General features: G+C 59.6%; 8 protein-coding genes. 6 read left to right on the top strand and 2 right to left on the bottom strand.

Annotation, left to right across the window (positions count from 1 at the left end):
• Positions 1 to 59: 59 nt before the first annotated feature.
• The 5 genes from BAD_RS08005 to BAD_RS07985 all read left to right on the top strand — a co-directional run bounded on the left by BAD_RS08005 (position 60) and on the right by BAD_RS07985 (position 8195).
• Entirely contained in the window at positions 60 to 2408 is a 2349-nt protein-coding gene (locus BAD_RS08005) for an alpha-L-arabinofuranosidase C-terminal domain-containing protein (RefSeq protein ID WP_011743806.1), read from the top strand.
• Positions 2409 to 2500: 92 nt separating this feature from the next.
• A complete protein-coding gene (locus tag BAD_RS08000; protein ID WP_003811186.1) occupies positions 2501 to 3457 on the top strand; it encodes a TatD family hydrolase in 957 nt (318 codons plus the stop codon).
• Between the two features lie 244 nt (positions 3458 to 3701).
• On the top strand, positions 3702 to 5882 hold the full coding sequence (locus tag BAD_RS07995) for a KUP/HAK/KT family potassium transporter (RefSeq protein ID WP_011743804.1): 2181 nt from the start codon (positions 3702 to 3704) through the stop codon (positions 5880 to 5882).
• Between the two features lie 374 nt (positions 5883 to 6256).
• A complete protein-coding gene (locus BAD_RS07990; protein WP_003811182.1) occupies positions 6257 to 7126 on the top strand; it encodes a class II glutamine amidotransferase in 870 nt (289 codons plus the stop codon).
• Positions 7127 to 7364: 238 nt separating this feature from the next.
• Positions 7365 to 8195 carry an HD domain-containing protein gene (locus tag BAD_RS07985; protein WP_011743803.1) on the top strand — a complete coding sequence of 277 codons (831 nt, stop codon included), beginning with the start codon at positions 7365 to 7367 and terminating at the stop codon, positions 8193 to 8195.
• 549 nt (positions 8196 to 8744) lie between these two features.
• On the opposite strand, the gene BAD_RS07980 is transcribed toward BAD_RS07985, so the two are convergent.
• On the bottom strand, positions 8745 to 9788 hold the full coding sequence (locus BAD_RS07980; protein WP_011743802.1) for an ATP-binding cassette domain-containing protein: 1044 nt from the start codon (positions 9786 to 9788) through the stop codon (positions 8745 to 8747).
• A complete protein-coding gene (locus BAD_RS07975) occupies positions 9785 to 11185 on the bottom strand; it encodes an ABC transporter permease (RefSeq protein ID WP_011743801.1) in 1401 nt (466 codons plus the stop codon). Before BAD_RS07975 ends, BAD_RS07980 begins: the two co-directional genes overlap by 4 nt.
• A 432-nt stretch (positions 11186 to 11617) precedes the next feature.
• Between BAD_RS07975 and BAD_RS07970 the strand changes: the two genes are divergently transcribed.
• Entirely contained in the window at positions 11618 to 13789 is a 2172-nt protein-coding gene (locus BAD_RS07970) for a DUF6541 family protein (protein WP_231837077.1), read from the top strand.
• Positions 13790 to 13985 lie beyond the last annotated feature (196 nt).

Below are 13985 nucleotides of genomic sequence, written 5' to 3'. Positions count from 1 at the left end.
CAATCGCACATACCTCAACACCATCCAACCCAACAACCAACACCATTCAAGGACACACCATGACCGACAAACTCACCGCCACACTCGACAAAGCGGGCGTGCGCGCCATCAGCACCGACCTGTGGGGCATCTTCTTCGAAGACATCAGCTACTCCGGCGACGGCGGCCTCAACGCCGACCTCGTGCAGAACGGTGCCTTCGAATACAACCGCGCCGACTCCATCGATTGGAGCAACTACAGCTTCTGGCGCAAAATCGTGCCGGAAGGCTCGTTCGCAGCCTTCGGTATCCATGACAATGACCCGGTTGCCACCGAAAACCCGCATTACGCGACGGTGGAAGTCGAACATGCCCCTGCCGCGCTGGACAACACCGGCTGGGACGGCATGGTGTTCCGCGCCGGAGAAACCTACGATTTCACCGCCTGGATGCGCGTGCGATCGGAAAGCGCGATGCCGGTGACGGTCTCGCTGCGCGGAGACGACGGCAGCATCATCGCCGAAAACACCATCACCGTCTCAGCCTCGGCATGGACGACATACCAAGCCTCGCTGACCGTTCCTGAGCACGGCGATGCCGGCTCGAGCGTGGCCACACAGGGCACATTGCGTCTGGCCTTCGCCGGCGAAGGCGTCATCGACCTCGACTTCGTCGCCTTGGAGCCGCGCACCACCTACCACGGTCTCAAGCATTTCCGCCCGGATCTGGTGGAGGCGCTCGCCGACCTCAAACCACGATTCATGCGATTCCCCGGCGGCTGCATCACCCACGGCCTCGGCATGGACAACATGTACCACTGGGACCGCACCATCGGACCGGTCGAGCACCGTCCGCACAACTTCAACCTCTGGGGCTACCACCAGTCATTCCGCATCGGCTACTACGAATACCTGTGCCTGTGCGAAACTATCGGCGCCAAGCCGCTGCCGGTGCTGCCCGCCGGCGTGAGCTGCCAAAACACCAGCCAAGGCCCGGTGCCGGTGGCGCAGGAGGATATGCCCGCTTACATCGATGAAGTACTCCACCTCATCGAATTCTGCAACGGCAGCACCGCCACCGAATGGGGCGCCAAGCGCGCCGCCATGGGTCACCCGGAGCCGTTCGGCCTCGAATACCTCGGCATCGGCAACGAGGATCTTATCGACGACGTGTTCAAAAACCGCTTCCAGCAGATTTTCGACGCCGTCAAAGCCGCATATCCGGACATCGTCGTCGTCGGCACCGTCGGTCCCGCCCCCAGCGGTCAGGATTACGAGGAAGGCTGGAAGTACGCGCGCGAAGCGGGTCTGCCGATCGTCGACGAACATTCCTACCAGTCGTCCAGCTGGTGGTTCCACAACCTCGACCACTACGACCACACGGACCGCAAGGGGCCGAAGGTCTACCTCGGCGAATACGGCTCCTGGAACACCCAACTGATCAACGGCCTGTCCGAAGCGGCCTTCATGGGACGCATGGAACTCAACGGCGACGTGGTGGCCATGGCCTCCTACGCTCCGCTGTTTGCCAAGAACGGCCACCACAGCTGGAATCCGGACCTTATCTACTTCGACAACGAGCGTGCCTATCACCCCTACAGCTATTGGGTGCAGCAGATGTACGCCACCACCACGGCCGACACCGCGTGGCCCGTCACCGTCGAAGGCCCGTCCACATTGCGTCGCAGCCTGCCGGACACCGTGAGACTACGCATCGCGGGCAATGCCAAAGCCGATCTCAACAATCTCACCATCACCACCGCATCCGGGGAGACGATTAATCTCGGCAACGTGGCCTACGATGGCAGAACCATCGACACCGCCCTCGATCTGCACGCTGATTCCTACAGTATCGACACTACCGTCGTCTATTACGAGGGACGATGGGGCATGGACCTCATCTGTGGCGATATCGACGGCAAGAACCACAACATCATCTCACTTGGTCGAGGACACAGCGTGCGCGTGGTCCGCGACGGCACCGCCTACGCGCTTGCCGGCACCGAAGTCTCCATGAACGAAGTGCGACCGGGCACCACTTGGCAGGTGCACGTTGACGTCACCGATCGCGGCCAAGCCATGAAGCTGTACATCGATGGAACGCTGATTGCGGATGGCACGGAGGTTAAGGACGAGCCAAGGCGTACCGTCACCGTATCACGTAATGACAAAGCCGGAGAGACCTACGTGCGCGTGGTCAATGCCATGGACGCGCCAATAAGCGTTGACCTACGTCAGATTCTTGCCGAGTTGAATATTTCCACAGCATCGGCGGCATCCGCCACGGCCACCGTCCTAGCCGGAGACAATCCATATGCGGGACAGGTCGGTGAGGAATCACCGACCAGGCCGCGGCAGACCGCGATTGATCTGACAGACGGCGACTACACGGCACCGGCATGGTCGTTCACCACCATCACGATTAAGTGACGTGTATGCCGCGAAACGGGCGGACCCTCGTTTGAACCCTCGAACGAGAGTTCGCCCGCAGTGCAGGGCCAATCGGGACTAATCTGGAAAACATGAGCAAGCACCACCGCAATCGCAATTGGGCCCCGGCCCCACAGCCGCTGCCCGAAGACGCGCACGTCATCGACAACCACACCCACGTCGCATCCGTCGTGCCATTCTCCCAAGCCATGAGTCACGAAGCCATGGAAAAAGGCCAAGGCGAAGTACCCGTCTACAGCGTCGACGAACTGCTGGAACAAGCCCAGAAAGTCGGCGTCGAAGGCGTAATCGACTGCGGCTGCGAGCTGCCCAACCTCATGACCGCCATCGACATGGCCCGCGAACACCCCGGAACCGTGCACGCCGCAATCGCCATACACCCCAACGAAGCCGTGCTGCACGGCCACCGCGGCGCACCCGGCCCCGATGGCCTGCCCATCAAATACAAGCCCTGGCACGACATCCCCTTCGACGAAGCCATGGCCGAAGTGCACCGCCTCGCCACCACCTACCCCAACCAGGTCGTCGCCATCGGCGAAACCGGCATGGACCTGTTTCGTACCGGCGAATCCGCCAAGGAACTGCAACGCGAGGCGTTCCGCGCCCACGTCGCGCTCGCCAAGGAACTCAACCTGCCCATGCAAATCCATGACCGCGACTCGCACAAGGAAGTCATCGAAACGTTGCTCGCCGACGGAGCCCCCGAACGTACCGTGTTCCACAGCTACTCCGGCGACGCCGAAATGGGCGAAATCGCCCGCGAAAACGGTTGGTATCTCAGCCTTTCCGGCACATCCAGCTACAAAGGCAACGACGGAATCCGCGAATCGGCGAAACTCGTCGGCATGAGCCACGTCATGGTCGAAACCGATGCCCCCTACTTAAGTCCGATGCCCTACCGCGGCCGCACCAACGCGCCGTATATGATCCCGTACACCCTGCAGGCGCTCGCCGACTATCTTGACAGACCGTTGGCTGAAATCGCCAAAGCCACGCGTGAAACGACGCGCGAAGTGTACGGTATCTAAAAAGAATGGCGATTTCGCGGTAATCCCGTGGCGGTTCCGTGACGGTCGCATGGGCCTCAACGTAACAGTTGCGTAATCGCCAGAAAATAAGCAAAATACAAACGACTAAGCATATGTGAATTTCATGCGTGACGTGCCGAATCACGTGTGAAGATTTGACAATGGTTTGCCAAGCTCCTAGTGTCACACCTTGCGTTTTATTTTGGGGAGCGGGTTGGAAGGCCCGCCACTTGGAGGAAGCGTTATGGCTAACGAGCCGAACGAAGAAGAACAGTCGCTGCTTCACGCAGCGACGTACACGCAGGCGCCAAAGGTCTCGCACAAGGTCCTGACCAAGGAGGAGCGCCAGACGCTCATCAAGGAGCACGAGGCGCAGCAGCAGGAAGCCGCGAAACTTGACGAGGCCGCCAGCAAGGGCCGCATCGGCCGCTGGTGGAGCCGTCTCCAGTCCGGCCCGGACAAAATCACGCCGGCCATGGCCATCGTGGCGCTTGGCGTGGTATACGGCGACATCGGTACCTCGCCGCTGTACACCATGCAGACGTTCCTCAACGGCCAAGGCGGTTTGGCGCATACGGATCGCGCCGCGGTGCTGGGCATCCTGTCGCTGGTCTTCTGGTCGATCACGCTGATCACCACCGTCAAATACGTGTTCATCGCCATGCGCATCGACAACAACGGCGAAGGCGGCATCTTCGCACTGTATTCGCTGATCCGCAAATATGGGGCATGGCTTGCGATTCCCGCCATGCTGGGCGGCGCCGCGTTCCTCGCCGATTCCGTGCTTACGCCGGCCGTCTCGATCAGCTCGGCAGTGGAAGGCTTGGAAACACTGCCGCTGCTGGAACCGATCATGAGCGGAAACAAAGAACTGACGCTGATGATCACCATTGTGATCATCGTCTGCCTGTTCGCAGTGCAGTCGCGCGGTACCGAACGCATCGGCCGCACGTTCGGCACGGTGGTCATGATCTGGTTCTCGTTCCTCGCCGTCGTCGGCTTGGTGAACCTGAGCTCCGATTGGAGCGTGCTTGAAGCGCTGAATCCGGTGTACGGCGTGGAGTTCCTCTTCAGCCACCACAATGCGGCAGGCCTCGCCGTCATGGGCACCGTGTTCCTGTCCACCACCGGCGCCGAAGCGCTGTATTCCGACATGGGCCACGTCGGCCGCGGCAACATCTACTTCACGTGGCCGTTCATCAAGATCGCCCTTGTGTTCTGCTATTTCGGCCAGGGCGCGTGGATGCTCAACCATTGGGACGACACCGCGTACAACCACATGCACGGCCTTAATCCGTTCTTTGAAATGATGACCCCGTCCGTGCGTTACGTGGCGGTGCTGCTGTCCGTGTGCGCCGGCGTGATTGCTTCGCAGGCGTTGATCACCGGCGCCTACACCATGGTTTCCGAAGCGACGCGACTCAACTGGATGCCCCACCTGCAGGTGCGCTATCCGGCTCGTACCCGCGGCCAGCTGTACATTCCGGTGGTCAACGCCGTGCTGTGCGTCTCCACCCTGCTGGTTTTGGCGATGTTCCGCGATTCGGAGCATATTTCCGCCGCGTACGGCCTGGCATTGACCGTCACGATGATCACCACGACGATTCTGCTGGCCGTCTACATTTGGCACGATGGCAAGCGCGTCGGCGCGGTCGTGTTCACAGTGGTGTTCCTGGCCATCCAGTTCCTGTTCTTCTTCGCTTCGATGGCGAAGTTCCTGCACGGTGGCTGGTTCACCATGCTGCTGACATTGGCGATTCTGCTGATTATGTACACGTGGAACGAAGGCACGAAGCTGGAACGCGCGCAACGCCGGCATATGCAGCCCGCCGATTGCGTGCCGGTTCTGAAGCGGCTTCATGAGGACGATTCGATTCCGTATTTCGCGGACAACATCGTCTATCTGACGTCCGATCCGGAAATGAAGCGTGTCGATACCGACATCTTCTTCTCGATTTTCGCGGACCATCCGAAGCGCGCCCGCGCATGGTGGGCGGTGTCGGTGGAAACGTCCGACAACCCGTTCACGCGCGAGTATTCGGTGGAGAATTTCGGCACGGACTTCCTGTTCCGCGTGCGTATTCGCTTGGGCTTCAAGGTGTCGCAGTCGATTCCTGCATACATCCACCAGATCATGAACGATCTGTCGAAGTCCGGCGATCTGCCCAAGCAGACCACCCGCTACCCGAAGCTGGATGCCGATCCGAACATCGGACCTATCCGCTACGTGCTGATTCACAAGGCGTTGATGCCCGAGTCGAAGGTGTCCCAGAAGGGCGCGATCTCACTGCAGATCAAGTACGCGATTCGTCATTTGGCCGGCTCTCCGGTCAAATGGTTCGGACTCGCTCCCTACAATCCGCTGATTGAGATTCAGCCGCTGTTCCTCGCCACCGAGCGTCCGCCGCGTCTGAAGCGCGTGTGAATTCGCTCTGCGAGCACGGCTTATCTACGCAAGGAGGGCTGGGACATTTCGTTTGTGACCGTAGGCTTGGCCGAACGGCCTTGAGTGTGTCACGAACGAGATGCCCCAGCCCTTTTCCTTTGGCTGAATACCGCCAAGTCCGCAGGAGGACCGGCATATCCTATTACCGACACGCTCCGGGCCGCTCAGGCCGAGTTTTTACGGTCTGCAACAGGATATGTCGGTCCTCCTGCTCGTTTGCGGGACAACTTACGTTCGTGACGTGCGTTTTGCGACGTGCGATGCATATGAATCGGCGGATGAATCGCAGGCTATAACCAACTCCGATAACGGCACGCGCGCGTCGAAACCTGCCGTCGCTAAAGTAATCAACCATGTGCAGATTACTTGGATTCGCGACGGCAGGCAGCAACACCAACCTCAATGGCGTGCTCGGCATGCAGAACGTGCGCGATTTCCGAAATCTGAGCGAGATCCACAACGACGGCTGGGGCGCCGCGCTGATCACCGTGCCAGACGAATCGCCATACCGTCGCGACGGCGGTGCGCCGACTCCGGAAACCGGCACCGCGATCTACAAAAACACCATCGCCGCCCGTCATGATCCGATTTTCGACGAGCTCGCCAACACTCCGGCGCGCGGCGGCCTGTGGCACCTGCGCTTGGCCAGCTCCAACCTGCCGCTGATTCTTGAGAACCAGCAGCCCTTCTATGCGAACGGCCTGAGCTTCATCCACAATGGCGACATTTCTGACGACCAGGGCCGCAACATCATTACGAACCGTGCATTCCCGGTCGATCCGAGCATCGTGCAGTCCACTGGCGGCCGTTCCGATTCCGCCATTTTCTTCGCCGTCATCCTGCAATACATCGGCTTTGGCTTCGCACTCGACGAGGCGGTGGCGCAGGCCGTGCGTGAACTGCGCAAAAGCTATCCGAAGTCCAGCTACAACTGCATGATCCAAAGCCAGGACCAGTTCATCGCCCTGTGCGCGGCCGGACGTGAGGTCACGTCCAAGCGCATCGTCGAAATCTACGACCAGTACGGTCGCGGCGAGCAGGCGCGCGACTATCGCGTGCTGCGCTACCGTGCGCTCGGCGGAAACGACGATCAGTCGAAGGGCGTGGTCGTGGCCAGCTCCGGTTTCGACCAGCGCGCCGAAGACGGCTGGACCCGCCTCGAAAACGACCAGATGATCGTGGCTTCCAACCGCACCGGCGAATTCCGCGTCCGTTCCATCTGATTTTCCGCACATAACGTCCCCGCGCATCGTGCCGTCCGCTGCGAGCAGCTGATGAATGCTCGTTTTAAGGCGGCATTCCTTGGAACATCGTTGACAAGACGGAGAAACCGTTGAATCCGTGTCCATTCCGGGATTTATCTGGCGTGGTGTATGAATCTCTTCGGCTGTTGGGAACCGTTTTGGAAACTGCGTCAAGAACCGTATGCTGGGCGTGATGGAACGTGCCTAAGATGGGCGTATGACGAACGAATCGAACGAAACAACCGAATCGAACAAGCCGACGACCGGCTATATCCCCACTCTTGCGCAAGTGGATGAGCTACATCGCAAAATCGCGCAATCGCAAGCCGCATACGACCTTATCCACGGCCATTGCGTGGTCGTGGCCGACATCGCCCGCCGCATGGCCCGCCGGCAGAACGCGCTGTTCACCCGCCGCTGCACCCTGCCGACGGACGCTCCCGAAAAAACCGGCGACTTCGGGCTGGAACTGACGAAAGACAATACCGGCGAGGAATCGCTCGGCATGTTGCACATGCCTGCGGTGCCGTCCACGGAAGGGCTGACCGGAGGTACCGTTCCGCCGCGGCTCATCGACGAGCATCTGGTGGTCATTGGCGGTTTGCTGCACGACATCGGCACGTATTTCCTGCTCAAGCAGGACGGTTCCGACGGCGAACCGCTCAAATTCGACGGTCCGCACTATGTTCAGCACGGGCTCAAAGGCTACGAATACTTGCTGAACGAGGGCGTTGACGAATCGATCGCCCAGTTCGCACGCAACCACACAGGTGTGGGCCTCACCCGCGAAACCGTGGAATCGCAGGGATTGCCGTTGCCCCCGGCCGACTACGTGCCGATGAACCTCGAGCAGGAGGTCGTCATGGTGGCGGACAAGTACAACAGCAAGTCGATTCCGCCGAAGTTCCTGACCGCCGAAGCCTACACGCGCAAGGCCGCCCGTTTCGGCGAAAGCAACAAGCGCGAATGGCTGCGCCTTCTGGAACGCTACGGCGTCCTCGACGTCAAACCGCTCGCCGAGCAGTACCACATGCGCATCGCCGAGTAGCGAACCTACTTATCTCGCTTATGAATGGCGGATTTCGGTGTCTGCCGGATGCTATCTCGCTTATGAATGGCGGGTGTCTCAGAAAGACTAGGTGTTAGGGGGCAAGTTCAATCCCCTCTAAGTCTCATGCGGCAAAACCATCCGCCATCTATAAGCGAGATAGCACGCGTCGAGCGGAAAAATCCGCCATTCATAAGCGAGATACACCCGAAAATTCCTCGAAGCCTGGCCGCCGCCCGAGTTTTGCGCACTGAAAACCGCTATCTGTGGCAGATTCTCCATCTACGGAAAAGTGAAAGCCGCTATCTGTGGCACTTCTCTTTCCCGCCATACATTAGGGGGGGCATAAAACCGCCCCTCTAACTCACGATGCGTCAAACAACCTGCCACACATAGCGGTTTTGAGATTCCAAAGATGAAAGAATCTGCCACACATAGCGCATATGACATGCGCCCAGAATGAACCGGAACGAACCAGCACGAAAAAAGCCTTGCGGACTGGCATGCAACACCAGTCCGCAAGGCTTTCGCCTCGCAGAACGCCGCTCGCTACTCAAGCTCCGCGCAATGCTCCATCTGATCGGCGACCTCCGGATTATCGGTCACCACAATAATCGCACGCTTACGATCTTCATCGCGCTTGGCCTTCTTCAGCAGCCCCAGCACCACGGCGGCGTCGTCACGGTTCAATCCAGCGGTCGGCTCGTCGGCAATAATCACCTCCGCCTCGCAGCTCAGCGCACGCGCGATTGCCACACGACGCTGGTCCAACGCACTCATCTTGCCCACCGGCAGACCGGAAGTCACTTCCTCGAATCCCACGCGCTTGAGCAGCTCGCGCGCAATCACCGGCTTGGGCTGCAGGAAATTGCGGTTCGACGCGTCCATGGCGTACAACACGTTGCCTTCCGCGTCAAGGTCGCCGCGCACGGCGAACCGCTGCGGAATGAAACCGATGCGGTGTCCAAGCACGTCGACCGGTGTCGCGTCGGCGAGGTTCGTGCTTTTGTGCATCACGTTGCCGCTGGTCGTCCGCATCATGCCGACCATGGTGGCCACCAGCGCCTGATGCTGTTCGACATCTTCGGCATCCACCAGCACCGCGTGGGTCGCGCCGGCATGGAACGCCAGGGAAACGTCGTTGAGCACGTTGCGACCGGTTTTGCGGTTGTGCACCGTCACATGGTCGAGCGCGAATGTCGGGTTCGCTTTGAAGAAGAATGCGTCCTTCTTGCGATGATGTTTGATTTCGCGGTCGATCTGCGATGACACGCTGGTTGCGGAGTCCGCCTGTACGGTTTCGTGCTGGTCGAGCGACTGTTCGTCGTCGGTCGCGCCCAATGCGAGCGTTTCGTTCACGCGATTCGCGTTGTCGCTGGCAACGCTGTCTTCCGTGGCGATGCCTTCCGTATTTTCCGCGTTTTCTGCCGATTCGGTTGCGATGGAATCGCCTCCATCGTCATACACCACCGCGAAATCGACCGATTCGATCGACGTGGCCATATCGGTTTCGCCCGCCTCGATGTCCGCGTTTTCCGCAGCATCGTTGTTCAATGCTTCGGTTTCGTTGTCTTTCACGTCTTTCTCGCTCATGCGTTCACCTCCGTACGTTCCGTCGACTCGACTGTTTCCTCCGGCTCGTCTGCGTTCTTCGCTTCGGCAGATTCGTTCGAATCGTCAGAACGGCCTGCGAACAGCTGACCCAAATCGAAGAATCCCACGCGCATGAACGCGATGATGCCCAGAACCAGGCAGGCGCCCAGTCCGTACCAGATCATGTTCCACACGGATGCGGATGTGATGGCCACAGCCTGTCCACCGGCCCATGCGGTGCCAAGCGGCTTGGCCAGCAGCGCGCCGGCAATCAATCCGATTGCCCAGCCTGGAACGGTCATCATGAACGTTTCCAGCATGAATTGCCATCCCAAACGTCCCTTGGTGACGCCGGAAACCATCGCCATGCCGATTTCGTCACGGCGTCCACCGATCGCGGCCCACAGCACCAATGCCAGCAGCGCGAGCCCGCCGACGATCAGGGTCGCCAACAACGCCGTGCGCGCGGCCTTGGCGGCGGCGTCCAGCGGTGCGATGCGCTTCTTGTACGCATCAAGCGACGGCGATGAGATCGTGAACTTCGACGTGTCCAGCTTGGCCTTTGTCACCAGTCGCACGAACTTGTTGTATGTGGCCGAATCGGTCAGCGTGAAGATGATGTTGAGGTTCGGGATGGCCCAGCCCTTGGTGCCGGCCACATCCAGACCGCTTTGCGCGAAGTTGATGTACGACGTGTACACCACGTTCTCGCGGTTGTCTTTCGCGTATTTCGCGTCGGAACCGTATCCGGCCGGCGTCTCGCCGGTGTACTCGTAGATGCCGCGCACGGTGAATTTGTAGGTTTCGGAAGCCTTCGTCGGATTGCCGACGGTCACCTTGTCGCCCACTTTGAGATTATTCTTCTTGGCCACTGCCTGAGAGACCAGCACGCCGTCGTTGGCCGTCTTGTAGTTCAGCTGCTTGCCCTTGACCACTTTGAACGTGCCGTAGTCGTTGATTTTCGCCGCATCGTTCGTGTAGAAGGCTTGCAACGTCAGGTTGCCGCCGGTCTTGTCCTCGCTCGTGTCTCTTTTCGCCGCGATCGCCTGCAGCGACTTGCTGGCGCGCACCGGCACCGACGTGGCGAGCGTGTATTCGAACGTCAAGTTGTTCTTCTGCACCGCTTCCGCGTACTTGGTGTACATGTCCCACGTCATGTAATTGGCGGTGTAATTGGAGTCCGCGCCGTCGCGTTTCGCAGTGACTTTCGCGCTCGGCCGAATTACCGCCGAAGCTTTCTGCGATTGGTATGTTTCGTTATTCGCCTTGTCATCTGCCCTCAGCACCGCCAGATCCACGGCGGCTGAGAACGACACCAGCAGTGCAAGCAAAGCCGTCAGCGCGGTACGCCATTTGACGCGACCGAGCGCAGCCCATGCGTTCTTGAGAACGAACATGCGGTACTTCTCCAGTTCTCTGTAGTTACGCGTCGACGCATGCCGACGCCAGCGTTGGCCGGGACGCACACAGTCAAGCAACGACAGCGAGTACGCTCACAGCGCAATGCGCCCCGTGCAATCATCCTGCCCATCCAACGTGATTGTTTTCTTGCGCAACACTGTTATACCTCTGTGTGAAGTCTGAATACTTCCTGAAAATCGAAGGTTGGATAAGCGGCGATTTTGTTCCTGCTCGCGCTCGTCTCCGCTCTACGTCCGCCTATTCTTCCCGCGTTCCGCGTCCGTCTTGCGCCCATCCCGCGCATGTTCCATCCGTTTTTAGATGCCTTTCCAGCTTTTGTTGCCGCACGGTCCAGTTTTGGATTACAAAATGCAGGTGCGATTGCGATTTGTGGCTTGCTTTCGCGGCTTCGGCTACGATGGATGGCGATGAAGCAGCACAGCACAGACAATACGATTCCCACAGCGGCCGACGACGCAGTCGATGAAGCCGACAGCGCAGTCGCCGCAAGCAAGACGACAGACGAAACGACGGCTAAAACGACGGACAAGATATCAAGCAAGACGACGAACGATACTTTGCCTTTGCCTTGCGATTCCGCCGTTCCCCGCTTATCCCGCATCGCACTGCCGGTCTGTTCCGCCATCGGCGTCGCGCTCGCCGCTGCGATCGTATGGGCCTGGTTTCCGCACGGTTCCGCCGCTTGGACGAACCCATTGCACGAAATCGACGCGCCCGCGCACTATTACTTCATCCGCAAGATCCTCGGCGAAGGCGTCGGCGCGGCCACCCACCTGTGGCCGAACGACGGATACTATCCGCCGTTGTTCCATCTGCTTGCAGCCGGCATGATTAAGCTCGCCAGCTTGTTCGGCGTCAATCTGTCGATTTACGTCGCGTTCAACACGGTCTGGCTGGCCACATCCGGCTTGGTTTGGCCGATTGCGATTCAGCTGTACGCTTCCTATTTCACGCGTCGCCTGTCGCATTCGGCACAATCCGTATGCTCCCCCCGATTTGCGAACGCACGAAAGTCCTCGGCCCGCAATGTCGCGTCTGTCGTAGTTCCGCTATTCCCCGCGATACTCGCGCTCATCATCCCCCCGCTCGCCGTCGCTTCCGCCTCGCACCCCTTCCAAATGCTGGCTTCCGGTCCGCTGATCGCCTTCGGCCTGGCCGCCACGCTTCTGCCGTTCTGGCTGTACGCCACACTTCGCCTGCTCGACGCGCTCGCCACCCGCGAACACCTCGTCAAATGGATCATATGGTTCTTCGTCACTGCCGGCGTCTGCATGTTCGCCCATCCGCGCATCGTGTTCACCTGGCTCCTGCTCATGGCCCCCTTCGTACTGACGCGACTGCCGTGGAAAGCCATCGCAGGCCTTGCTGGCGTAGTGGTTCTCGGCGCCGCCGTGTTCCTCGTATACATGATGTCCAGCTACAAATCGGACCGCTACTTCAATCCCGCCAGCTGGTTCCACACCTTCGTTCCGAACCGCACGGTGCCCGAAGCGCTCAAAATCTACGTCACCGACAATATCGGCGGCGTGCAAGGCTGGTTCATGGCCGCAATCGTGCTGATCGCGTTTGCCGTCACCGTCGCAGCCATCATCCGCCCGCAATGGTTCGCCGCCAATCGCGCCGATTCCGCTACTGTGCCCGGCGCTTCTGCGATTGACCGTGCATCCGATAGCACGTCAGCGCAACCGCACGAACAGGTTGCCGATTTTGCGGCTATGCCTGCCGATCGTAGGAATCGCAAGACTTCCGTCAGCTACCGCACTCCACGTTCCGACGCCTCGCAACTCCGCCGCGACGCGATCGCCATTCTGCTGGCCTTCTTCCTGGTCGGTCTTGTCTACGTCTGCTCGACCGCGCTGACTGGCTGGTTCCCCAACATCGTGGCCGCCGCCTGGTATCGCGCCGAAACCCGACCGCTTACCATGATTCCGTTCGGCGTGCTGCCGCTGATCGTCTTCGCCGCCGTCGTATTGTTGCGTGCCGGCCGTCTGCCGAACGTCACGAAAATCATTGCGATTGTTCTGCTTGCGGCGCTCGCCATTTCCTGCCAATTCGGCAATACTGTTCGTTCCGCCCTGTCGGATGCCGTCTATGCGAATATGACGATTGACGATGCGCGGCCGGACGAGCAGCTCACTGCCACGAAGGAGAAGATTCTCAAGAAGGTGGTGAAGGAGACTGGTACCGATTCGGTGGTGGTTTCCGATCCGCTGAACGGTTCCATGTATGCGACGGCGATGTACGGCGCGGATATGCTGTTCCCGATTTACAACGCGAAGGCCGAGAAGAATGGTGCGATTTTCGGTCAGACGGAGAATGCGTTCGCGTCGGGCGACGGCAAGGTGCTGACGAATACCGTCTGCCCGCTGAGCGCGGATGGCGATGCATACTTCCTGAGCATGGGTGGCCAGGCGCCGAGCCTGCAGATGTTCACGTTCAAGCAGCAGTACGACACGTTCCACGATCAAAAGCTGATCGACCAGTACGCCAAAGATGGCACGATGCGCAAGGTTCAGGATTATTCGAATATGGCTTCATATGCGAAGGGCTGGGCGTTGTACCAGTTCAACTGCCAGTGATCACGTGTGTTGCGTGGCTGCGTGGCGTCGAAATAGGCGATTGGGAGAACAAGAGGCTCTGATTTGTCAAGTTTCGACACGCCGATGGAACGTTGGATTTCCAACGGTTCACGCGTTGTTCATGCGGCCCGGGTTGCGCGGATCGCGATCGTGCTGTAAGTTTATCTCTTGCTGCCGCTCAGCGAGTGGTCCGGTT

It is taken from the genome of Bifidobacterium adolescentis ATCC 15703 (assembly GCF_000010425.1).
Taxonomy (GTDB): domain Bacteria; phylum Actinomycetota; class Actinomycetes; order Actinomycetales; family Bifidobacteriaceae; genus Bifidobacterium; species Bifidobacterium adolescentis.
The sequence above is the reverse complement of the archived record's forward strand: the minus strand, read 5'-3'. Positions and strand labels throughout refer to the sequence as shown.